Below are 22,719 nucleotides of genomic sequence, written 5' to 3'. Positions count from 1 at the left end.
CTGAATCTCCCGAGGAGAACACCATGACCGACAACAAGGTGGCCTTCGTCACCGCAGCCGCGGGCGCCGGCATCGGCGCCGCCATCGCCGCACGCCTGGCCGCCGACGGATACGACGTCGTCGTCACCGACGCACACGAACGCCGGTGCAAGGAGGCAGCGGCGGCGCTGTCCGCACAGTACGGCCGGGAATTCCTGGGCCTCGCGGTGGACGTCACCGACGAGAACTCGATCATCGCGGCGACCGACACGGTGATGGCCGAGCGTGGCCGCATCGATGTGCTGGTGAACAACGCCGGCTGGTCGAAGATCGAGCCGGTTTCCGAGATGTCGCTGGCGACCTGGCAGAAATGCCTGGACGTGGATCTGACCGGAACCTTCCTCGGCATGAGGCACGTTCTGCCGCACATGATCTCCGCCGGCAGCGGGGCCATCGTCAACATCAGTTCCATCTCCGCGTTCGAGACCTCCACCGAACACGGCGCGGCCTATTCGGCGGCCAAGGCCGGGGTCCTGGCGCTGACCCGGGTGGCGGCCGCCGAGAACGGCAAGCACGGGATCCGGGTCAACGCCATCACGCCCGGCCTGATCTACAACGACTTCCTCCGCAAGATCTACCCCGACGAATTCTTCGACGGCTACGCGGAGAACCGTTCGCTGGTCGGGCGTATCGGCAGGCCCGAGGATGTGGCCGCCCTCACCGCGTTCCTCGCCTCCGACGAGGCCGGGTACATCACCGGCGAGGTCTACGGGGTCAGTGGCGGGGTGGCTCCCCATGCCTGACGATCTGACCCGGCTGTCCGTCGCGCAGCTCACGGCGGCCTACCGGAGTCGCGAACTCAGTCCGGTCGAGGTGACCCGCGCCTTCCTGGACCGGATCGACCAGGTCAACGGCGAGGTGCACTCGTATGTCACCGTCACCGGCGAACTCGCCCTGGAACAGGCCGCGGCCGCCGAGAGCCGCTATGCGGCAGACGAACCGGTGGGGCCGCTCGACGGTGTTCCGACGTCGGTGAAGGACGCGTTCCACATCGCCGGCACACCCGCCACCCTCGGGTCGGTGGTGTTCCGGGACCTGGTGTCCGTGCACGACTCGGGGGTGGTGCGGCGGCTGCGCAGCTCCGGCGCGGTGTTCCTCGGCAAGACCAACACCGCCGAATTCGGCCAGTCCGCGACCAGCGAGAATCTCCTCGGTCCCGACACCGGCAACCCGTGGGACCTCACCCGCACCCCGGGTGGTTCCAGCGGTGGTGCGGCGGCATCGGTGGCCGCCCGGCTGGCCGCGGTCGCGGTCGGGTCGGACGGGGGCGGATCGATCCGGATCCCGGCGGCCTTCTGCGGCATCTACGGATTCAAGCCGACGATCGGAACGGTGCCGGACGAGAAGGGCTTCCGCGGCATGACCGACTTCGTCACCGCCGGGCCGATGACCACCACTGTCGACGACGCGCGCACGCTCCTCGGTGTCCTCACCGACAGCTCCCCGCAGCGGACCCGGACCGGCAGGCTCCGCATCGGATACTGCGCCCACCCGGAAGGACGCCCGGTCGACCCGGGCGTGTCGGCGGGTGTGGAGAAGGTCGCGCAGGTGCTGGCCGCCCAGGGCCACGACGTGACCCCCGTCGACCCGCCCCTCGAGGGGTGGAACGACGTGTTCGGTCCGCTGGTCCTCGCCGATGAGCATCGCGAACGCGGCAACCTGCTGGCGTCGAACGCCGATCAGCTGACCCCGTACGCGCGGGCGGCGCTCCGGGCGGCCGCGGTGATGGATCCGGCGGACGTAGAACGGGCCGAAGCACTGCTGCCGCTCTACCGGCAGCGGATCGCCCGGATCTTCGACGACGTCGACCTGCTGCTGCTGCCGTCGAATGCCACTCCCGCGTTCCCGCTCGGGAAACGGCCGACGCATGTCGACAGCACAGCCGTCGATAAGCTTTGGGGTGCTTTCCCTTTCGCTGTCCCGTTCAATGTCGCGGGGGTGCCCGCGGCGACGGTCCCGTGCGGCCTGGCCGACGGACTGCCGGTGGGTGCCCAACTCGTCGGCCCGTCCGGGGCGGATGCGTTGATCCTCGATGTGTCGCAGGACGTCGAGGAAGCCCTCGGTCTCGATCCCTTCGTCGCGGCCGCCCGGTGGGCGCCCCGGTCGACCGCGGTGCCGGCACTATGACGGGGAACCGTCTCCGGGACGATCGGGGCCGGCGGTGACCGCACCGCTGGACGTTCACCGCGTCGGGGACATCGTGCGGCTCACACTCGCCACGCCCCGGCGAAAGAATGCACTGTCGCTGCAGGTTCTCGGCGCGCTGTCGGGGGCGCTCCGGGACCTCGGCACCGACATCGCGGGAGTGCTGCTCACCGGTGGCCCCGACATATTCAGCGCGGGAGCAGATTTCGCTGATCTGACCGGCACCGTGGCCGACATCGCCGTCGATGACGCCGTCGCCGACGTTGCCGACGCGATCGCCGCCGCGCCGGTGCCGGTCATCGCCGCGATCGAGGGTCCCTGCATGGGTGCGGCGGTGCACCTCGCCCTCACCTGCGATGCCCGCATCATCGGGGAGAGCGGCTACCTTCAGGTCCCGGCCGTGCGCCTGGGGCTGCTGTACAACCCCGAGGCGGTCCGCTGGCTGTCGGCGAACTATCCCCGGGACTCCGTTCGCCGCATGCTGGTGATCGGCGAACGGTTCGGGGCACAGGACGCCCAGCGGGCCGGACTCGTCTCCCGTGTCGTGCCCGCCGGTGAGGCGGCCACGCAAGCGGCGACGATGCTCGCCGCCCTGTCACCCGAGCATCGCCGGGCCACCGCGTACACACGCGCCCTGCTCCACGAGGCCGAGTCCGCGATACCGGACCCGGACGAGCGGTGGCAACGGCGCCGCCGTGAACTGCTCGACTCCCCGGCCCGGGCCCAGGCGGTGGCACAGGCCCGGCGTAAACACCTCCACCACAACCCTTCCGACGACTAGGACTTCATCATGGGCGACCCACTCGATCCCACCCGCTCCGACAATCCGCGCGACATGCTGGCGATCAGCACGCTGATCGGCCAGGAGGAGCGCGAGATCCAGCAGACCGTGCGACGTTTCGTGACAGACCGCGTGCTACCCGATATCGCCGACTGGTTCGATCAGGGCGTCTTTCCCCGGGAACTAGCCAAGGAGATGGGCTCTCTCGGGCTGCTCGGTATGCACCTGGACGGCTACGGGTGCGCGGGCACCAACGCCACGAGCTACGGACTGGCCTGTCTGGAACTGGAGGCCGGCGACTCCGGCTTCCGCAGCTTCGTTTCCGTGCAGGGATCACTGGCGATGTTCCCGATCCGCGCGTTCGGTTCCGAGGAACAGAAACAGGAATGGCTGCCGCGGATGGCCGCGGGCGAGGCCATCGGATGCTTCGGGCTGACCGAACCCGACTCGGGCTCGGACCCCGGCAGCATGCGGACCAACGCGCGCCGGGACGGTGGCGACTGGGTCCTCAACGGCACCAAGATGTGGATCACCAACGGCGGCATCGCCGATGTGGCCGTGGTCTGGGCGCGGACCGACGGCGGTGTCCGTGGGTTCGTCGTCCCCACGGACACACCGGGTTTCAGCGCCAACAATCTGCACAAGAAGATGTCGTTGCGCGCCTCGGTGACCTCCGAGCTGGTCCTGGACAATGTCCGGCTGCCCGAATCCGCCGTGCTGCCCGGTGTGTCGGGTCTGCGGGGTCCGCTGTCGTGCCTGAACGAGGCGCGGTTCGGTATCCTGTTCGGCGTCGTCGGCGCGGCCCGCGCCTGCTACGAGGCGGCGCTGGACTACAGCATCACGCGTCAGCAGTTCGGCAAACCGATCGCCGGTTTCCAGCTCGTGCAGCGCAAGCTTGTCGAGATGATGGTCAGCGTCAACCGCTCAGCCCTGGTCGCGATGCATCTGGGGCGGCTCAAGGACGCCGGGCAGCTGACCCCGGCGCAGGTCAGCTTCGGGAAGCTCGACAACGTCCGCCAGGCGATCGATGTCGCCCGCGAAGCCCGGAACAGTCTGGGGGCGAACGGGATCACACTGGAGTACCCCGTGATCCGGCACATGACCAACCTCGAATCGGTGTACACCTACGAGGGCACCAACGAGATCCACACACTGGCGCTGGGCCGCGCCATCACCGGAGAGGATGCCTACCGATGAGCATCGCACTGCCTGAGCTGAAGGGGGTGGACCTCGGCGAGTCCACCGCGACCATCGGCGACCGCGACATCATCCTGTATGCGCTCGCCCTCGGTGCGCCGTCGACACAACTCGACCTGGTCTATGAGCGGGAGCTGCGCGCACTGCCCACCTATGCGTGCGCGCTGGGCCTGTGGGCGGTCGAAGCGGCGGGACGGCTCGGCGCCTACGACCCCAAGCGCTCGCTGCACGCCTCGCAGCGGCTTGTCGTGCATCAACCGCTGCCGACCGACGGTACCGTCCAGATGACCGGCCAGATCGCCGCCGTCTACGACAAGGGCAAGGCGTCGATGGTCGAGATCGAGGTCAGCTCACCGTATTTCACCGCCTCCTACAGCATCTTCCTGCCCGGGACCGGCGGCTGGGGTGGCGACCGGGGACCATCGTCGTCGGCCGGAGAACGTCCGGCACTCACCGCCGCCACCGATTTCGCGACCGGCCCCGACCTGGCGGCGCTCTATCGACTGACCGGCGACCGGCATCCGATCCACATCGATCCGGTGGTCGCCGAGGCCAACGGATTTGCCCGGCCGATCCTGCACGGGCTGTGCACGGCGGGTATCGCGAGCCGGATCATCGCGCAGCAGCACGGTTTTCATCCGGCCGATCTCGTGGAACTTGAGGTACGCCTGGCCGCGCCGGTGCTGCCCGGTGACTGCCTGACCGTGTCGTCGGCGACCGACGGCGACATTGTCGTGTTCGAGACAACAGTCGGGGACTCGGCGGTGCTGACCGGCGGACGCGCGCGGTTCGCCTGACACGGCCGGCGGGTACCGGCTGCCGATCCGTCAGTATTCGTCGGGTCGCAGCCGGCGCACCCGCCGGTTCGGCGGGGCCAGCAGCAGCACCGCGACGACCAGCGCCGCGCCCACCGCCGCGCAGATCAGGGCACGGTCGCGGGGCGAGTGGTCCGGCTCCGCGATCGTCGGTGGCGCCGCGATCGGCATCGACCTGGGCTCGACCGGGCCGCCCGTGTACAGGCCGCCGCCGTCGGATTCGTCGGGAAGCACCGTGGTCAGCGCGGCCACCGGGTCGACGACGCCGTAGCCGACGGCCACGTCGTGTCCCGATCCGCTGCCGTGGGCGGTGCGCATGATGCGTTCGATCACCTGTGCCGCCGACAGCTGTGGGAAGCGGGAGCGCACCAGCGCCGCGGTACCGGCCACATATGGCGCCGCGAAGCTGGTGCCCTGGACGGGAATCGACCCGTCATCGGACCGGAAGGCACCGGCGAGGCCGCGGGTGGCGTTGGTGAGGCTGACGATGTCGGTGCCCGGTGCGGCCACGCCCACCCACGGTCCGTGGACGCTGAAGTCGGCGGGGGAGCCGTCGGTGGACTTCACCGCTCCCACGGTGAGCACGTACGGGCTGTACCAGGCGGGGCTGGCGACTGTGACCACCGACTTCCAGGCCGCGCGGTTGTCCCAGCCGTAGCCGGGGACCGGCGGCGCGGGATTCTGGGTCTGGCATTGCGAGGACGTCGACAGATTGCCGGCCGCCGCCACCACGACCACATCCTTGCGGTGGGCGTAGCGGACGGCCGCCCCGAGCGACCGGTCGTCGAACGTCTCCGAGGCGGGCACACACGCCACCTCCGAGATGTTGATGACGGTGGCGCCGAGGTCGACGGCTCGTACCACCGCCCGGGCGAGTGTGCTGACGGTGCCGTAGCCGGTGCTGACGGCGGCATCGTCGTCACCCTTCCGGACCGATGTCTTGGCCCGCGTGGGCGAGTACGCCCCGCTCGACTGCCGGATGGCGATGATGGTGGCTTCCGGTGCGACACCGGCGAATCCGTCGCCGGGATCGGGGGTTGCGGCGATGATCCCGGCCACCAGCGTCCCGTGCGCGTCGCAGTCGTCGAGACCTTTGCCCGACGAGACGTAGTCACCGCCGCCGATGACCTTGGTCAGCCGCTTGTTCGGGCTCACCCCGGTGTCGATGACCGCGACCTTCTGACCCGCGCCCCGTGAGAATTTCCATGCGGCAGGAAGATTCAGCAGCTTCTGGGCGGCCGGTGGTGAGGTCGGCCGGGCGGTGATCGGGCGGGCGCAGAGGGTGCGGCGCTGCGTCGGCTCGTTGGGCGCTATCGGTGTGGCCCTGGGCTGGACGCGCCGGTCCACCGTCGGCGGGTCGATGGCGGCCGCCGTCGCGGGTACGAATTGCGTTGTGGCCAGCAACAGTGCGGTGGTCAGCACGAGCCGGGCGACGGCACCCACGGTGCCGCTCACAGATTCCGCACCACCTGATACAGATCGAGAATCCACAGCAGGAGGGGAACGATGGTGGCGACCAGCGCGTACTCGCCGAGTTCCGCGCCTCGCCGCAGCACCGGCGAGAACTCGTGTCGCGGTGCGACGACACCGATCGCGGCGGCCGCGACGACGGTCACCAGCCCGGCCGTCACGACACCGCCGGGGTTCAGGCCGGTGGCGAACAGCACCGCGGCGAGCACCCCGAGCCAGGCGAGGGTGCCGGCGCCGATCAGTACTGCGGCCGGGGCCAGCCCGCCGTGTGAGCGGCCGCGCAGGCAGAGGACAGCACAGATCACCGCGGCCAGCAGCACGGTGACGGGAATGGGACCGGCCGTGGCCGGCGAATGCCACGACACGGATACCAGTGTCGCGGCAACGGTGACCAGCGCCGCGCCGGTGAGAATCCCCGTCAGATAGGCGTCGGCGAGAGCCGCCCGCCGTTCGAGGGTACCGGCGTCGGGCAGCGTCATAGCCCCCACCGCACCGATTCCTTCGATCGTCGGCGCCGGCTCGTGGTCGATGAGGTCGCCCACCCCGCCGGCCGTCGGGACCGGTGGGAGCGGGAGTTTGGCCAGGACGATGGTCAGCCGGGGAGCCAGGGCGATCACGGCCAGTCCGCAGGCGGCGGTCACCGCACCGGCGGATGCGGGCGCGGACTCGGTCAGCAACGCACCACCGCAGGCACTTCCGCCGATGACGCACGCCGTGGTGGCCGCTGAATGACACAACGCCCCGGCCCCGGTGACGCGATAGGACACCACCGCGGTCACCAGGGCCACCACGCAACCCGAACCGAGATCGGCCCTGCCCACCACGCCGGGGACGATCAGCATCCCGGTGGCCATCGCCTGCGGCAGCGCGGCGCAGAGCAGCGCCACCGAGGTGGCCGGGTCGTGGTGGATCCGGCTCACCACACCACCGGCGACGATCAGCACCGCACCGGCCGCGGCCGCCACGATCAGGGGCCAGGTGGTTCCGGGACCGTCGGCCACCAGCAGGGCGAGTGCGGTGAGCGTCGAAGCGGCGACGACGGCGACGTAGCCCGCGTGGCGCGCCGTCGTGGCCGACCACTGTGAGGTCTGTTCGTCGCTGAGCCGGGCGACTGCGTCGATCACGTCATCGAACAGCGGAGGTGCCGAACCGGATTGTGTGGACTGTAGTACCAGAAGTTCACCGTCGCGAACACCTGCGTCCGATAGCGAGAGGTGCGTGGCGAGGCCTTCACCACCGACCATCGACAGCGTCCACAGGTGCGGCCGCGCCGATGCGGACTCATCGTCGTCGCTCGCTGATCCCGCCCCGCGCAGCAGATCGTTGTCGCGAGAACGTATGTGTACCAACAGTTCCGGAATCAGAGTCGCGATCGGAACGCCGGCGGGCAGACCCACGTCGAACTGGGTGTTGCCACCCAGGACGGAGACCCGGACCAGTTCCGGTTCGGTGATGGATCCGGTATCCACCGGCGGAACAATGGCTTGGGACAACGCTGTTCCTTCCCCCCAGAAGCGCGGCTACGATGGCCGATTGGCGCCTATTGTGCACAATCGGAGCCCGCGAGGCCAAGCCCGGAATGCACAGGGCGGGGATGCAGCGGAGACGGGGGGAACTGTCGCATGGTGGTCACAACGGAGGGGTTTGTCCGGCGCAACCGGGTGTCGCCGCCACGGATGCCGGGCGGCGAGCTGACGTTGTCGCCGCCCCCGGAGGTTCCGCGCGCGGTGCCCGGCAACCTGCTGACCCGGCTGCTGCCGGTGGTGATGGTGGTGGCGGTCATCGGGATGGTCGGGCTGATGTTCGCGACGGGCGGCCGACAGATGATGAGCAACCCGCTGTTCCTGATGTTCCCGATGATGATGTTGATGTCGATGGTGGGCATGTTCGCCGCCGGGCGTTCGGGAAACGGCGGCAAACGTGCGGCCGAACTGAACGAGGAACGCAAGGACTACTTCCGGTACCTCGGCCAGCTGCGGAATCAGGTCCGCGACAGTGCGCGCGAGCAGCGGGAGGCACTGGCCTGGAGTCACCCGGACCCGGCCACCGCACCGGACATCATCGGCACCCGCCGGATGTGGGAACGGCGTTCGGGGGACAATGATTTCGCCCATGTACGGGTGGGCGTCGGCGCACATCGGCTGGCGCTGCGACTGATGCCCCCCGAGGTGGGACCGATCGAGGATCTGGAACCGGTGTCGATGGTGGCGTTGCGCAGGTTCGTGCGCACCCACTCGGTGGTGCACGGCATGCCGACTGCGATCTCGCTGCGCGGCTTTCCGGCGGTGGCCGTCGGCGGACCGCCGCAGCAATCGCGGGCTCTGGTGCGCGCCATGCTGATCAGCCTCGCCGTGGCACACGCCCCCGATCAGCTGCGGATCGCCGTGGTCACCGCCGAACCGTCCGGACCGGAGTGGGACTGGGCCAAATGGCTACCGCATGTGGGACACCCGTCGCATGCCGACGCGCTGGGTGCGGTGCGGATGATCTATCCGGATCTGGCCGCACTGGAGGAGTCCCTCGCCGACGAACTGCGCGACCGGTCCCGGTTCTCGCGGTCGGCGCCTGCGGTGGCCGGGCAGGTGCATCTGGTGGTGGTGATCGACGACGGCAGGGTCACCGGCGAGGAACGCATCGCCGACGATTCCGGTGTCGACGGCGTCAGCGTCATCGACATCTCTCGCACCCCTACGGAACTGGCTGTGCGACGCGGACTTCACCTCAAGGTGGCCGGTGGCCGGATCTCGGCGCGCAGCAGCGCCGGGGTGGAGGAGTTCGCCGACATGGACACCCTGTCGGTGGCCCAGGCGCAGGCGGCCGCCCGACGGCTGGCCCGGTACCGGCTGACCACCGCGGCGTCCCTGGTGTCCCTCGAATCCGATGCCGTGGCAACCGATCCGGGTCTGACGGCGCTCCTGGGCATCCGCGACGCCGGTGCCTTCGACCCGGCCGTGGCGTGGCGGACGCGGTCGGGCCGCGACCGTCTGCGTGTTCCGGTCGGCTGGACGCCCACGGGTGCCCGGGTGGAACTGGATATCAAGGAGAGCGCCCACGGTGGGATGGGGCCGCACGGATTATGCGTGGGCGCAACGGGATCGGGAAAGTCGGAGTTTCTGCGGACCCTGGTCCTGGCCCTGATCGCCACCCACTCGCCGACCGAACTCAACCTGGTGCTCGTCGACTTCAAAGGCGGTGCCACCTTCCTCGGGCTCGAACGCGCCCGGCATGTCGCGGCGGTGATCACCAACCTCGAGCAGGAACTCGCGATGGTCGACCGGATGAAGGACGCACTGTCGGGGGAGATGAACCGCAGGCAGGAGATCCTGCGGGCGGCGGGCAACTTCGCGAACGTCGGCGACTACGAGCGGGCCCGGCTGGCCGGCGCGGATCTGGCCCCGCTGCCCGCGTTGTTCATCGTCGTCGACGAGTTCTCCGAATTGCTGTCCCAGAAACCCGATTTCGCGGAACTGTTCGTCGCCATCGGCAGGCTCGGGCGGTCGCTGCACATTCACCTGCTGCTGGCCTCGCAGCGACTGGAGGAGGGCAAGCTCCGCGGCCTCGACAGTCACCTGTCGTACCGGATCGGTCTGAAGACCTTCTCGGCCAACGAATCCCGATCTGTTCTCGGAGTTCCCGACGCGTATCATCTGCCGAGCGTTCCGGGTTCGGGCTATCTCAAATGTGATTCCGCCGAACCGGTCCGCTTCAACGCCTGCTATGTGTCCGGCCCCTATGAACCGCCCGCCGCCGGTAAGGGCGGCGCCGGCGGTCCGGGGCCGGCGGCCGCGCTGACGATCGTGCCGTTCAGTGCGCAACCTGTGGTGGCGCAACCTGTGGCGGCGGATGCGGTTCCGGAGAGCAGGCCGGCACGGCCGTCGCTGCTCGATCGTGCACAGGCGCTGCTCGACGAGGAGCCGGTTCCCGATGGGCCGCTCCTCACACAACCTGTGCCTCCGGGGCAACCGGCCCCGCCGACGGTGTCGCTGCTACAGACGATGCTCGGGCGGATCGAGGGACAAGGACTGCCCGCCCACGAGGTATGGCTGCCGCCGCTCGACGAATCGCCCACCGTCGGTGAACTCACCGACGGTGCCGCCGTGGGCACGCTCCGGCTCGCGATCGGCATCGTCGACCGACCCGCCGATCAGCGGCGCGATCCGCTGGTGATCGACCTGGCGGGGGCGTCGGGCAACGTGGCCATCGCGGGCGGGCCCCAGTCCGGCAAGTCGACGACGGTGCGCACCATCGTGCTGACCGCCGCGGCCACCCACACGCCGGAACAGGTCCAGTTCTATTGCCTGGACTTCGGTGGCGGCAGCCTTGCCGGTCTCGCCGGACTCCCGCACGTCGGATCGGTGTGCGGTCGCGGCGACATGGACGGGGTTCGCCGCACCATCGCCGAGGTCGCCGGGATCGTCCGCGCGCGGGAGGCGCGCTTCGCCCGGCACGGCATCGAATCGATGCGTGACTACCGCGCCCGCCGCGCCGATTGGTTCCGGACCGGTGACGTTCCGCCCGGCGACGATCTCGCCGACGACAGGCACGGCGATGTCTTCCTGGTGCTCGACGGTATCTCGGTATTGCGGGGCGATCTGGAATCGCTGGAGGAGACGTTCACCGCCATCGTGTCGCAGGGCCTGTCGTACGGCGTCCACGTGATCGTCACCGCCACCCGCTGGGCCGAGGTCCGGCCCGCGATCAAGGATCTGCTCGGCACCCGTATCGAACTGCGGCTCGGCGACCCCATCGACTCCGAACTCGGCCGCCGCGCCGCGGCCCTGGTGCCGCAGGACCGTCCGGGCCGGGGTGTCTCACCGGGCGAGCTGCACATGCTGATCGCCCTCCCGAGACTCGACATGTCCGCGGCGACAGAGGATCTGGCGCGGGCGGTGGCCGCCTCGGTGGCCCAGATCGGTGCCCGCTTCCCCGAACGGGCGGCGCCACCGGTGCGCAGGCTGGGTATGTCGATCACGACCACGGAACTCGCCGAGGCGGTGGAAGCCGCGCAACTCACCCTCGGCCCGGGTCAGGTGGCGATCGGCATCGGCGAATCCGAACTGGCGCCGGTCATCCATGACTTCGGCGGGCAACCACATCTGATGGCGTTCGCCGATATCGAACACGGCAAGACGACCCTGCTGCGCACCCTCATCCGCGGGCTGATCGCCGGGGCCACACCGGAGCAGCTCAAGATCGTGCTCGTCGACTACCGGCGCACGCTGCTGGGTGTCGTCGACGACGACTATCTCGCGGGCTCGGCGTCGTCAGCGCAGACCGCGACCACGATGCTGGCCCAGCTGGCCACGTATCTGACCGGGCGGATGCCACCGGAGGACGTCACCCCGCAGCAGTTGCGGGATCGCAGCTGGTGGTCGGGACCGGACGTGTACCTGATCGTCGACGACTACGACATGGTGGCCACGGCCACCGCCAACCCGCTGCTGGCGATGCTCGACGTGGCCGCGAATGCCCGCGATGTGGGTCTGCGGATTGTGCTGACCCGACGCTCCGGCGGTGTGGGCCGTGCGCTGTACGACCCGTTGATCACGCGGCTGCGGGAACTGTCGTGCGATGTGCTGCTGATGAGCGGCGACCGGGAGGAGGGGTTCATCGTCGGCCGGTCGCGGATGCGGACCCTGGTGCCCGGCCGCGGCGAACTGGTGTCCCGGAACCGGCCCACCGAGATGGTGCAGGTGGCGACGAGTCCACCGGACGCCGCCGATGCAGGCCCGGAACCCGGGGCACCTGACACGGATCCGTCGTGACGTCCGAACCGCAGGCTGCCGTGAATCCGCAAGCAGGGGAGAGGGATCGGCAGGTGCGGACAGTGGATCCGGGGACGCCCGCCGACCTGGCCTACGGGCGCGCCGTCATCGACGGCCGCGACATCCACACCCGCTGGCTGCTCGACGCGGCGGATGCCGAGACCGTCGTGGTCGACGGTGTCCGGCAGTCCGTCGGGGCGATGTGGTCCGCGGTGCTGCGGGACCTGACCGAGTACCGGGCCGCTCGGTGCTGGGCACCCGCGCGGTTGGTGGTCGGGGTGCCCAGCGCGTGGGGAAGTGTGCGCCGCAAGGCCATCGACGAGGCTGCCGCACAACAGCTGTGGCCCGTGCAGATCACCCCGCGCGCGACACTCGTCGCCGCCGCCCACGCCGACGCGGCGTTGCGCCGGTGCGCGGTTGTGGAGACCACCCACCTGCCGGCCCATGCCGGTGAGCCGGGACGGTCGGCGTTCTGGGATGTGGCGATCGTGATCCGGACAGACCGCGGCTGGGTCGTCGACGGGCACGGGATCATCGAACCGGACCGGACCGAGGCCGAGATCTGTGAGGTGATCGAGGATTCGGTCGACGCGGTCGTCGTCGACGGCGACGATCCCGAGGTGGTGGCGCGTGCCGTCGAGCTGATCGCCTCGGCGGTGGTCGCGGGCAGGGTGATCGCCGCCGACCGTGCCCTGGTACGCGACTACGGGCTGCGCGGCTCACCGCAACGGCCGGCTCGCCCGGCGTGGACTCCCGGGGACGGCCCGGAGTTCGGCGGGCAGCGGTGGTACCGGCGCCCGTCGGTGGTGGCCGGACTGCTGCTGGCGCTGGTGGCGACGGTCGGCACAGTGCTGGCGCTGCGCGGGGACACCCGGGCGGGGCCGGTCGCCGACACGGTGACCGTCGACAGGGTGCGACTGACGGTGCCGGGGCAGTGGCACCGGACCGACCCGCCCGGGGGCACCGCCCGGTCGGGACCTCGGAGCACCGTGTTCGCCGACCCGGCCGACGGACGGCGCCTGCTGGTGGTGCTGAATCCGGTCCGGTCCGGTGCCACCCAGCAGTCGGTGGGGCTGAGCCTGCGCAACCGGATCCGGCAGCGCGGCGATGCGACGGTCACCGAGTTCTCGGCGTCCACGAGCTACGCGGGCCGCGAGGTGATCAGTTACCGTGAGGCGCCCGGCTCGGGCAGCCCCATCCGCTGGTACGTGCGGGTGGCCGACGGCCTGCAGGTGAGCATCGGCTGTCAGGGTGGCGACCAGGGCCAGTCGCTCGACACCGAATGCGCCCAGGCCGTCTCGTCGGTGCGGATCGGGTCCCGGTGACGCGCGTTTTGACCCCGGCTCACCGACCCGCGTACTCTTGATCGCTGGTGCGTGGCATCCGTGGCTCCCCTGTGGCCTGGCCCTGAGGTAAGCGGATAGTCGAGGCCCGGGTCCCCACTGGTCGCCGGGAGTTCCTCTGCTCACGTACTCGACCAGCATTCACAAGTAGAAGAGTTGAGGACCAACTGTGCCTACCTACGCACCGAAGGCCGGTGACGTCACGCGCGCGTGGCACGTCATCGACGCCACCGACGTGGTGCTCGGCCGGCTGGCCGTGCAGACCGCCAATCTGCTGCGCGGCAAGAACAAGCCGACCTACGCCCCCAACGTCGACGGTGGTGACTTCGTCATCATCATCAACGCCGAGAAGGTCGCCCTGACCAACAACAAGGCCGACAGCAAGCTGAACTACCGGCACTCCGGGCATCCGGGTGGCCTGACGGTCCGCACCACTGCTGAACTGCTCGCCTCGCATCCCGAGCGCGTCGTGGAGAAGGCCGTCAAGGGCATGCTCCCCAAGAACAAGCTCAGCGACGCCATCGCCTCCAAGCTGAAGGTGTACGCGGGCCCGAACCATCCCCACGCGGCCCAGCGCCCCGTGCCCTTCGAGATCAAGCAGGTGGCCCAGTGAGCAACGAGACCAACGACGCCGCAGATAACCTTGACGTGGAGAACCTTGAGGTCGACAGCGCCGAGGTGATCGAGGACGCCGTCGAGCAGGCCGAGGACGGCTACGACGCCGAGGTCGCCGCTGACGATTACGACACCGAGGCCACCGAGACCGAGGTCGTCGAGCGTGCCCCGATCGTCATCGATCGTCCGATCCAGACCGTCGGCCGCCGCAAGGAGGCCGTCGTCCGCGTGCGCCTGGTGCCCGGCACCGGCGATTTCAAGCTGAACGGCCGCACCCTCGAGGATTACTTCCCCAACAAGGTGCACCAGCAGATCATCAAGGCTCCGCTGGTCACCGTCGAGCGCACCGAGTCGTTCGACGTGTACGCCCGCCTCGTCGGCGGTGGCCCCTCGGGCCAGGCCGGCGCGCTGCGGCTGGCGATCGCCCGTGCCCTCATCGAGGTCACCCCGGATGATCGTCCCGCCCTGAAGAAGGCAGGCTTCCTGACCCGCGACCCGCGTGCGGTCGAGCGCAAGAAGTACGGCCTGAAGAAGGCCCGCAAGGCGTCGCAGTACTCCAAGCGCTGACGCGTGGCTCGCCTTTTCGGAACCGACGGCGTCCGGGGCCTGGCCAACGACGAACTCACCCCCGAGTTGGCGTTGCGCCTGGCCTCGGCCGCCGCGGTCGTTTTTCAGACAGTTTCCGGCGACACGTCGCGGCGCCCCCGCGCCGTCGTCGGTCGTGACCCGCGCGCATCCGGTGAGATGCTGGAGGCCGCGGTCTGCGCGGGCCTGGCCGCCACCGGTGTCGACGCCATCCGGGTGGGTGTGCTGCCTACGCCGGCCATCGCGTTCCTGACCGCCGAATACGGCGCCGACCTGGGCGTGATGATCTCGGCGTCGCATAATCCGATGCCCGACAACGGGATCAAGTTCTTCGCCGCCGGCGGGCACAAGCTTCCCGACGACGTCGAGGATCAGATCGAGGCCGCGATGGACGCCGAGTTCGTGCGGCCCATCGGTGCCGCGGTGGGCCGGGTGCACGACGCTCCCGACGCCGCCGACCGGTACCGCAAGCACCTGGCCGCGGCCATCGGGCAGTCCCTCGACGGGGTGAGGGTGGTGGTGGACTGTGCCAACGGTGCCGCGTCCACGCTCGGACCGCAGGTGTACGCCGACGCGGGCGCCGAAGTCATCGCGATCCATTCCGATCCCGACGGTGTCAACATCAACGACGGTTGCGGCTCAACGCATCTGGACAAGCTGCAGGCGGCCGTGCTGGAGTATGGCGCCGATCTGGGCCTCGCACACGACGGCGACGCCGACCGCTGCCTGGCGGTCGACTCCACCGGTGCGATCGTCGACGGCGACATGATCATGGCGATCCTCGCGAACGCCATGAACACCGCCGGACGCCTGAAAGACGGAGTGCTGGTGGCCACCGTCATGAGCAACCTGGGCCTGCATATCGCGATGAAGGATGCCGGTGTCGAGGTCCGCACCGTCGGCGTCGGCGACCGGTATGTGCTCGAAGAACTCCGTAAAGGCGGATATTCGCTGGGAGGTGAGCAGTCCGGGCACATCGTGATCCCGGACGTCGGCACCACCGGCGACGGCATCGCCACCGGTCTGCTGCTGATGGAGCAGCTCGCGGTCACCCGCCGCAGGCTCGCCGATCTGGCCGCGATCATGAAGGTCCTGCCGCAGGAACTGATCAACGTGCGCGTCGCCGACAAGCACGCGGTGGCCCGGGCACCCGAGGTTCAGCAGGCGGTCGACGCCGCCGAGGCCGAGCTGGCCGGGAACGGCCGGGTTCTGTTGCGGCCGTCGGGAACCGAGCAACTGGTGCGGGTGATGGTGGAGGCGGGCACCGCCGACACCGCCCTGGAAACGGCACGGCGCATCGCTGACGTGGTGGCGGCGGCCGGGGCATGAGCATGCCGAAGGTGGTGCTGTTCGACTTCTCCGGAACACTGTTCCGGTTCGAGCATCAGGATGAGTGGTTCGCCGGTTTGCACGACGAACGCGGCGAACCGCTCCACCTCGACCACCAGGCGGAGTTGATCCGCCGTCTCACCCAGCCGGTCGGGCTCACCGTCGACATCACCGACGACGACCGGAACGCCTGGCGCAACCGGGATCTCGACCCGAAGCTGCATCGCCAGGCGTATGTGTCGATCCTGCGGGCCTCGGGCCTGACGGTTCCCGGTCACGCGGAGGCGCTGTATGAGCGGGTGCTGGACCCGGAGTCCTGGATCCCCTACCCCGACACCGTCGCCGTTCTGAAAAGTCTTTCCCTGCAGGGTATTCCGGTCGGAATAGTCAGCAATATCTGCTTCGACCTGCGTCGGGTGCTGGCGCGTGAAGGCGTCACCGACCTGGCCGGCGCGTACGCCCTGTCGTTCGAGGTGGGCGTCATCAAACCCGATCCGCGCCTGTTCCAGGCCGCTCTCGACGGCCTCGGCGCAGAGGCCTCCGACGCCCTGATGGTCGGCGACAGCGAAGAGGCCGACGGCGGTGCCCGCGCTCTCGGCTGCGAGTTCGCCCTCGTCCACGACGCGCCTCCTGCCGACCGTCCGCACGCCCTGACCGACGCCCTCGCCGCCCACGGCTTCGCGGTCTGAGCCACTCCGGCAAAGCCCTCCCCTGTTGATTGAGGTGTGAGGAGCGTCAGCGACGAGCCTCGAAATCCCGCGAGACGACATTGTCGCTCACGAGGTTTCGAGGCTCGCAAGCTCGCACCTCAACCGGCGGATGGGCCGAGTTGTTCACAGCGTCCAAACAGGCTCTCCCCAGTTTCGTGACTCCCCGCTACACTCACCTGTCAACAGGGGAGGGAGTGGCGGATGTCCGTCGGGGAAATGCGTGTCGATGTGGGTGCGGTGCGGGACACCATCGCCTTCTACCAGGGTTTCGCCGCCGTATCCGGTGCTGTGGCAACCGATCTGGCAGGGCACGAATTCGCCTCGTGGGGTGGTGGATCCGGCGGTGAGCTGCTGCGGCGGCGGCTGTCGGAGATGGCGCGACGGATGTCGGAGAACCTGCGCACCAACGGAAGTGACGCCGAAACCGTCGCCGGCAACCTGGACCGCGGCCTGTCACTGATCGAGGACACCGATACCGAGATCGCCCTGTCCTGGCGGCAGCCATGAGGTCGACGGAGGCGGCGCTCACGTCCATGCGGACCGGTGCGCGCAGTGGTCTTGACTCCTTCTGTACCCTCCTCGGTGTCGGACGGGACTGTGGCGCAACCGTTCCCGCAGAGGCCGACATCCGGAATCGGTTCCACCGGATCGACAGGGTCGACGTATCCGCTCTTGCCGCGGACGCCTTCGTGCTCGCCGGTTCCCACCACGCCCTGGCGGTTCTCGCCGCGCAGATCCCCGGCAAGTCGGCGTCGTTGCGGCAGGCGTGGACCCAGCTCGGTGGTGAGGTCACCGGCGTTGTCACCGCCCACGGCGAACGAGTGGACGCAGACCTGGTGGTCCTGCGGGACTGGGCGCAGGCGACGGTGTCGGCCGCCTCGGGCATCGAACAACTCCTGACCTCCTGGTACCGCGTCCTCGACAGGGTCGGCGAGCCACTCGTATGCGGTGTGCCGGCCGACGGTGCGGCCGACGCGGTGCGCGTCGGTGCGGTGACGCCGTCGACGCTGGCCGACGACATCTGCGCCCGTGTCACCCTGTTCGAGACCGCTGCCGACGCCACCGACAACGGCATCACCGAGATGCTGCGGGTACTGACTACCGCCACCGACGACCTCGCCGGCGGCTCACCTGCCGCGCCACCGGACGGTTCCGGCCACCTCGCGCTGGCCGGTGACGAGTGAGGGTGGCCGACGAGATCGAGGACATCGGCCGCCGTGCAGGTGACAAGGTCAGCAACGCGCTGCGCGACTACGCCGATCGCCGGGCAACGCTCGCGCGGGCGGCCCGTCCGTCGTGGGCCGCGACCGAGTCGGCCACCCGGGACCGGCTGCAGCGCGAGGCAGATCTGCGCGACACCGACAGCCCCCGGATCCTGCTGCCCGCCGACGTCGCCTCCGGCAGCCCGCACACCCGCCGCCGATGACCGGTCCGAACGAAACTCCGCATCATGTGCCGCCGACGCTCGGAACAAAGTGCGGAGTCTTCTCAGTGTTCAGGGGAGGTCAGCGGCTAGGCTGGCACCCGTGTTCGGTAAAGCGAAGAAGCCGTCGGAGTCACCCAAGGAGCTGATGGCCCGGTTGGCGATCCGTGGGCCGTATCGGGTGTTGCGTGGGGACCTGGGCATTGTGGGGATGCCGGGGCAGGTGTTCACGCCGTCGTCGTCGACGTGGCTTCCGGCGCGCAAGCGGGACAGCGACAGGTGGCCGGCGATCGCGTTCGGGCATTCGTGGCTCGCCGACAGCGGCCGGTACCGGGATCTGCTGTATCACCTGGCGTCGTGGGGGATCGTGGTGGCTGCCCCGGATGCCGAGCGGGGTGTGCTGGCCTCGGACAAGGCGTTGGCGTCGTCGTTGCGGTCGGCGCTGGATGTGGTCTCGCATGTGCCGCTGGGGTTCGGCGCGGTGAAGGTCGATCCCGAGCAGGTCGGGTATGCCGGTGACGGGCTCGGTGCGTCGGCCGCGGTCATGGCCGCCTCGACGCTGACGTTGCACGGTCAGGCGCCGCGGCCGGTGAAGTCGGTGGCGGCGGTGTTCCCGGCGCCCACCACGGCGGAGTTGTTGCCGGCGGCCGAAACGGTGACCGCGCAGGGTCTCGTGATCGGCGGATCGATTCTCGACGGGGTGCACGCCAATCCGTTGCCGCTGGCGGTGGCCTATGGCGGGGATGTGGTGTTGCGCACGCTGGCCGGTGGTGCTTCGGCGGATCTGGTGGAGAAGTTCGGTCCCGGACGGCTGGTCGGGATCAACGGTGCCGACCGGAAGGTGCATGCGCAGGTGCGCGCGTTACTTACCGGGTATCTGCTGTATTCGCTGACCGGCGACTACGAGTACCAGGCATTCTGCGATCCGGAGGTGGTGCTCGGCGAGTTCACCACGCTCGATCTCGACGACACGCCGGACCTGCTGGATCCGGTCTCGACGCTGCTGGGCGCGACCCCGCCGAAGCCGAAAAAGGACACCGCCACACCGGCCTGATGCCGTGGTGCGTACCCGGCTCCGGACCCTCGCGCAGGTAGTCTGATGAGCTATGTGTGGAATCGTCGGATATGTGGGTCAGCGCGACGCGCTGGACATCGTGGTCGAGGCCCTGCGCCGCATGGAGTACCGGGGCTACGACTCTGCGGGCGTCGCGATCGTCGACGGCCGGGGACACACCACGATCGAGAAAAAAGCAGGTCGGCTGGAGAATCTCGACAAGCAGATCGCCGCTGTCGGCCGTGACGCGCTTGCCGGCACGACCGGCATGGGCCACACCCGCTGGGCCACCCACGGCAAGCCCACCGACCGCAACGCGCACCCGCACATCAGCACCGACAAGAAGATCGCCGTCGTCCACAACGGCATCATCGAGAACTACGCCCCGCTGCGTGGCGAACTGGAGAACTCGGGCATCGAATTCTCCTCCGACACCGACACCGAGACCGCCGTCCACCTGATCGAACGTGACTACGCCTCGGGGGCGACCGCCGGAGACTTCGTCGCCAGCGCGTACGCCACCCTGCGCCGGCTCGAAGGTGCGTTCACCCTGGTCTTCACCCACTCCGACCATCCCGGCACCATCGTCGCCGCCCGCCGGTCCACACCGCTCGTCGTCGGGGTCGGCGACGGTGAGATGTTTGTCGCCTCCGACGTCACCGCGTTCATCGAGCACACCCGCGACGCCGTGGAACTCGGCCACGACGAGGTGGTGGTGATCACCGCCGACTCGTACACGGTCACCGACTTCAACGGTGAGGCCCGCGAAGGCAAGCCGTTCCACATCGACTGGGACCTCAACGCCGCCGAAAAGGGCGGCTACGACTTCTTCATGCTCAAGGAGATCGCCGAACAGCCCGCCGCGATCGCCGACACCCTGCTCGGCCACTTCGAGAACGGCCGCGTCATCCTGGACGAGCAGCGCCTCACCGACGACGAACTGCGCGATGTGGACAAGGTGTTCGTGGTGGCGTGCGGCACCGCCTACAACGCGGGCCTGCTCGCCAAGTACGCCATCGAGCACTGGACCCGGCTGCCCGTCGAGGTGGAACTGGCCAGCGAGTTCCGTTATCGCGACCCGGTGCTGGACCGGTCGACGCTCGTCGTGGCCATCTCCCAGTCCGGTGAGACCGCCGACACCCTCGAGGCGGTCCGCCACGCCAAGGATCAGAAGGCCCGCGTGCTGGCCATCTGCAACACCAACGGCGCACAGATCCCGCGCGAATCCGACGCCGTGCTGTACACGCATGCCGGACCCGAGATCGGCGTGGCGTCCACCAAGTGCTTCCTCGCACAGATCGCCGCCGCCTATCTGGTGGGTCTGGCGCTGGCGCAGGCCCGCGGCACCAAGTACGCCGACGAGGTGGCCCGCGAGTTCCACGAACTCGAAGCGATGCCCGCGTCGGTGACCGAGGTGCTGACCACCATGGATCCGGTGCGAGAGTTGGCCCGGTCGCTGGCCCACCACAGCACCGTGCTGTTCATCGGCCGGCACGTCGGCTACCCGGTGGCGCTCGAGGGCGCGCTCAAGCTCAAGGAACTGGCCTACATGCACGCCGAGGGCTTCGCCGCGGGTGAGCTCAAGCACGGGCCGATCGCGCTCATCGAGCAGGACCTGCCGGTGATCATCGTGATGCCGCAGCATTCGGGACGCGCGGTGCTGCATTCGAAGATGGTCAGCAACATCCGCGAGATCCAGGCGCGCGGGGCCACTACCATCGTCATCTCCGAGGAGACCGACACCGCCGCCCGCGCCGTCGCCGACCACTTCATCGCGATCCCGGCGGTGCCGACGCTGCTGCAGCCGCTGGTGTCGACGGTGCCGTTGCAGGTGTTCGCCGCGACCGTCGCGCAGGCCCGCGGCTACGACGTCGACAAGCCGCGCAACCTCGCCAAGTCCGTCACGGTCGAATAGCCAGAAGGTCCGAATAACACGGGCGCACAACGTCTTCCGGGAGGCGACGATGCCGATTCAGTATCTGACCGCCGACGCCGTCCGGGTGGCCGAACACGCCACCGGCGACCTGCTGGCCAACGGGACACTGATGCGGCGGGCGTCGGCCGGGGTGGCGCGGGCGGTCATCGGTGAGCTGAACCGCACCGGAGGCTGCTACGGCCGTGCTGTGGGGCTGGTGATCGGTGCGGGCAACAACGGCGGCGACGCCCTGTATGCGGGTGCGATCCTGGCCCGCCGCGGGGTGCGCTGCTCGGCGGTGCTCCTCGTCCCCGACAGGGCCCACGCGGGTGGACTCGCCGCACTGCGCGCAGCAGGTGGCCGCGTCGTCGACGTGTTGCCCGTGTCGCTCGACATGGTGGTCGACGGCGTGCTCGGTATCGGTGGGACCGGTCCGTTACGCCCCGCCGCGGCCGAGGTGTTCGCGCAGGTGACGGCGCCGATCGTCGCCGTCGACCTGCCGTCGGGTATCGATGCCGATACCGGCGTGGTCAACGACCCGTCGGTGCGGGCCGCGATCACCGTCACCTTCGGTGCCTACCGCAATCTGCATCTGCTGGCCGCGCCCCGGTGTGGCCGCATCGACCTCGTCGACATCGGTCTGCCTCCCACAGATACCCCCGACGGATTGTTCTCCCTGACCGACGCCGACGTGGCCGGGCTGTGGCCGGTGCCGGGTCCCGCCGACGACAAATACACGCAGGGTGTGGTCGGTATCGTCGCGGGTTCCGCGCGGTATCCGGGTGCGGCGATCCTCGCCTCGGGTGCTGCCGTATCCGCGACGTCCGGAATGACCCGCTATGTCGGCTCGGCGGCCGATCAGGTGGTCTCGCACTATCCGGAGGTCGTCGCAGCCAACGGCCTCGCCGACGCCGGCAAGGTGCAGGCGTGGGCGGTCGGTCCGGGGATGGGCACCGGCGACGAGGCTCTGGAGATCCTGCGCACCGTTCTGGCCACCGACCTGCCTGTGCTCGTCGACGCCGACGGACTCACCGTGCTGGCGCAGAATCTCGATCTGGTGCGTGGCCGGTCGGCCCCGACGCTGCTCACCCCGCACGCCGGGGAGTTCGCACGGCTGGCGGGAACCGGGGTGGGCGACGACCGGCTGTCGGCGGTGCGCGCACTGGCCGCCGAGCTGGGGGCGACGGTGCTGCTCAAAGGCCGGATCACCCTGGTCGCCACCCCCACCGGGCGGGTGTACGGCAACGACGCGGGGTCGTCCTGGGCGGCGACGGCGGGAGCGGGTGACGTGCTCACCGGCATCGCCGGATCTCTGCTGGCGGCGGGTCTGGAACCGGCGCTCGCCGGGGCCTGCGCGGCCCGGGTACACGCTCTGGCCGCGGCACGTGCCGCCGCCGGTGCGCCGATCGGGGCATCGGCGCTGCTGGCCGCGGTGCGCCCGGTGATCCGGGATCTACGCAACGCCTGAGCCGGTCGGAGAGCACTGGCCTGCATGTATCGACGGTCACGTCGTCGGACACGCTGTGGGATCGG

Annotated in this window: 19 protein-coding genes; 17 read left to right on the top strand and 2 right to left on the bottom strand. The window is 69.5% G+C overall.

Features of this window, described 5'->3' with window-relative positions; all coding sequences use genetic code 11:
* Nucleotides 1-23: 23 nt before the first annotated feature.
* From GOAMR_RS08970 to GOAMR_RS08950, 5 genes are read left to right on the top strand one after another with little or no spacing between them, the layout of a single operon-like run.
* A complete protein-coding gene (locus GOAMR_RS08970) occupies nucleotides 24-782 on the top strand; it encodes an SDR family NAD(P)-dependent oxidoreductase (protein ID WP_005185922.1) in 759 nt (252 codons plus the stop codon).
* Complete coding sequence (locus tag GOAMR_RS08965; protein ID WP_005185919.1) at nucleotides 775-2,166, top strand: amidase; 1,392 nt, start codon at nucleotides 775-777, stop codon at nucleotides 2,164-2,166. Before GOAMR_RS08970 ends, GOAMR_RS08965 begins: the two co-directional genes overlap by 8 nt.
* A gap of 34 nt (nucleotides 2,167-2,200) precedes the next feature.
* Nucleotides 2,201-2,965, top strand: coding sequence for an enoyl-CoA hydratase/isomerase family protein (locus GOAMR_RS08960; RefSeq protein ID WP_005185918.1), 765 nt, complete (start codon nucleotides 2,201-2,203; stop codon nucleotides 2,963-2,965).
* Nucleotides 2,966-2,974: 9 nt separating this feature from the next.
* Nucleotides 2,975-4,162, top strand: coding sequence for an acyl-CoA dehydrogenase family protein (locus GOAMR_RS08955; RefSeq protein ID WP_005185915.1), 1,188 nt, complete (start codon nucleotides 2,975-2,977; stop codon nucleotides 4,160-4,162).
* Nucleotides 4,159-4,959: a MaoC/PaaZ C-terminal domain-containing protein gene (locus GOAMR_RS08950; RefSeq protein WP_005185912.1), complete on the top strand. Its 801-nt coding sequence runs from the start codon at nucleotides 4,159-4,161 to the stop codon at nucleotides 4,957-4,959. The genes GOAMR_RS08955 and GOAMR_RS08950 overlap by 4 nt, the downstream gene beginning before the upstream one ends.
* 30 nt (nucleotides 4,960-4,989) lie before the next feature.
* On the opposite strand, the gene mycP is transcribed toward GOAMR_RS08950, so the two are convergent.
* Nucleotides 4,990-6,432 carry a type VII secretion-associated serine protease mycosin gene (gene mycP, locus GOAMR_RS08945; RefSeq protein WP_005185909.1) on the bottom strand — a complete coding sequence of 481 codons (1,443 nt, stop codon included), beginning with the start codon at nucleotides 6,430-6,432 and terminating at the stop codon, nucleotides 4,990-4,992.
* Entirely contained in the window at nucleotides 6,429-7,916 is a 1,488-nt protein-coding gene (gene eccD / locus GOAMR_RS08940; RefSeq protein ID WP_244427350.1) for a type VII secretion integral membrane protein EccD, read from the bottom strand. The genes mycP and eccD overlap by 4 nt, the downstream gene beginning before the upstream one ends.
* 153 nt (nucleotides 7,917-8,069) lie before the next feature.
* Here eccD and eccCa point away from each other — a divergent pair, with 153 nt between their 5' ends.
* The 12 genes from eccCa (at nucleotide 8,070) to GOAMR_RS08880 (ending at nucleotide 22,654) form a co-directional block, all read left to right on the top strand.
* Nucleotides 8,070-12,212, top strand: coding sequence for a type VII secretion protein EccCa (gene eccCa / locus GOAMR_RS08935; protein WP_005185902.1), 4,143 nt, complete (start codon nucleotides 8,070-8,072; stop codon nucleotides 12,210-12,212).
* 62 nt (nucleotides 12,213-12,274) lie between these two features.
* Entirely contained in the window at nucleotides 12,275-13,537 is a 1,263-nt protein-coding gene (locus tag GOAMR_RS08930) for a type VII secretion-associated protein (protein ID WP_050942648.1), read from the top strand.
* Nucleotides 13,538-13,724: 187 nt separating this feature from the next.
* Nucleotides 13,725-14,168 (top strand): 50S ribosomal protein L13, encoded by a 444-nt coding sequence (gene rplM / locus GOAMR_RS08925; protein ID WP_005185881.1) that lies wholly within the window; start codon nucleotides 13,725-13,727, stop codon nucleotides 14,166-14,168.
* 35 nt (nucleotides 14,169-14,203) lie between these two features.
* On the top strand, nucleotides 14,204-14,737 hold the full coding sequence (gene rpsI, locus GOAMR_RS08920) for a 30S ribosomal protein S9 (RefSeq protein WP_170319136.1): 534 nt from the start codon (nucleotides 14,204-14,206) through the stop codon (nucleotides 14,735-14,737).
* A gap of 3 nt (nucleotides 14,738-14,740) precedes the next feature.
* On the top strand, nucleotides 14,741-16,084 hold the full coding sequence (gene glmM / locus GOAMR_RS08915; RefSeq protein WP_005185869.1) for a phosphoglucosamine mutase: 1,344 nt from the start codon (nucleotides 14,741-14,743) through the stop codon (nucleotides 16,082-16,084).
* The gene (locus GOAMR_RS08910; RefSeq protein ID WP_005185867.1) at nucleotides 16,081-16,773 is read left to right on the top strand and encodes an HAD family hydrolase; all 693 of its coding nucleotides are present in this window, start codon (nucleotides 16,081-16,083) and stop codon (nucleotides 16,771-16,773) included. The genes glmM and GOAMR_RS08910 overlap by 4 nt, the downstream gene beginning before the upstream one ends.
* Before the next feature lie 222 nt (nucleotides 16,774-16,995).
* The gene (locus GOAMR_RS08905) at nucleotides 16,996-17,301 is read left to right on the top strand and encodes a hypothetical protein (RefSeq protein WP_005185865.1); all 306 of its coding nucleotides are present in this window, start codon (nucleotides 16,996-16,998) and stop codon (nucleotides 17,299-17,301) included.
* Entirely contained in the window at nucleotides 17,298-17,978 is a 681-nt protein-coding gene (locus tag GOAMR_RS08900) for a hypothetical protein (protein ID WP_050942647.1), read from the top strand. The genes GOAMR_RS08905 and GOAMR_RS08900 overlap by 4 nt, the downstream gene beginning before the upstream one ends.
* A 2-nt stretch (nucleotides 17,979-17,980) precedes the next feature.
* Entirely contained in the window at nucleotides 17,981-18,220 is a 240-nt protein-coding gene (locus GOAMR_RS08895) for a hypothetical protein (protein ID WP_005185862.1), read from the top strand.
* Between the two features lie 100 nt (nucleotides 18,221-18,320).
* Entirely contained in the window at nucleotides 18,321-19,271 is a 951-nt protein-coding gene (locus GOAMR_RS08890) for a dienelactone hydrolase family protein (protein WP_005185859.1), read from the top strand.
* A 52-nt stretch (nucleotides 19,272-19,323) separates the two neighbouring features.
* The gene (gene glmS / locus GOAMR_RS08885) at nucleotides 19,324-21,186 is read left to right on the top strand and encodes a glutamine--fructose-6-phosphate transaminase (isomerizing) (RefSeq protein ID WP_005185857.1); all 1,863 of its coding nucleotides are present in this window, start codon (nucleotides 19,324-19,326) and stop codon (nucleotides 21,184-21,186) included.
* A 49-nt stretch (nucleotides 21,187-21,235) separates the two neighbouring features.
* Nucleotides 21,236-22,654: an NAD(P)H-hydrate dehydratase gene (locus GOAMR_RS08880; protein ID WP_005185854.1), complete on the top strand. Its 1,419-nt coding sequence runs from the start codon at nucleotides 21,236-21,238 to the stop codon at nucleotides 22,652-22,654.
* Nucleotides 22,655-22,719 lie beyond the last annotated feature (65 nt).

It is taken from the genome of Gordonia amarae NBRC 15530 (genome assembly GCF_000241345.1).
Lineage (GTDB): Bacteria > Actinomycetota > Actinomycetes > Mycobacteriales > Mycobacteriaceae > Gordonia > Gordonia amarae.
Note: the sequence above shows the minus strand (reverse complement) of the source record. Positions and strands in the feature narration are given on the sequence as shown.

Excerpts from the sequence above, each read along its gene's own strand:
- GOAMR_RS08905 (WP_005185865.1), top strand. The coding sequence starts at position 16,996 with ATGTCCGTCGGGGAAATGCGTGTCGATGTGGGTGCGGTGCGGGACACC.
- GOAMR_RS08955 (WP_005185915.1), top strand. The coding sequence starts at position 2,975 with ATGGGCGACCCACTCGATCCCACCCGCTCCGACAATCCGCGCGACATG.
- GOAMR_RS08900 (WP_050942647.1), top strand. The coding sequence starts at position 17,298 with ATGAGGTCGACGGAGGCGGCGCTCACGTCCATGCGGACCGGTGCGCGC.
- GOAMR_RS08970 (WP_005185922.1), top strand. The coding sequence starts at position 24 with ATGACCGACAACAAGGTGGCCTTCGTCACCGCAGCCGCGGGCGCCGGC.
- glmS (WP_005185857.1), top strand. The coding sequence starts at position 19,324 with ATGTGTGGAATCGTCGGATATGTGGGTCAGCGCGACGCGCTGGACATC.
- GOAMR_RS08950 (WP_005185912.1), top strand. The coding sequence starts at position 4,159 with ATGAGCATCGCACTGCCTGAGCTGAAGGGGGTGGACCTCGGCGAGTCC.
- eccCa (WP_005185902.1), top strand. The coding sequence starts at position 8,070 with ATGGTGGTCACAACGGAGGGGTTTGTCCGGCGCAACCGGGTGTCGCCG.
- GOAMR_RS08880 (WP_005185854.1), top strand. The coding sequence starts at position 21,236 with ATGCCGATTCAGTATCTGACCGCCGACGCCGTCCGGGTGGCCGAACAC.
- GOAMR_RS08965 (WP_005185919.1), top strand. The coding sequence starts at position 775 with ATGCCTGACGATCTGACCCGGCTGTCCGTCGCGCAGCTCACGGCGGCC.
- GOAMR_RS08910 (WP_005185867.1), top strand. The coding sequence starts at position 16,081 with ATGAGCATGCCGAAGGTGGTGCTGTTCGACTTCTCCGGAACACTGTTC.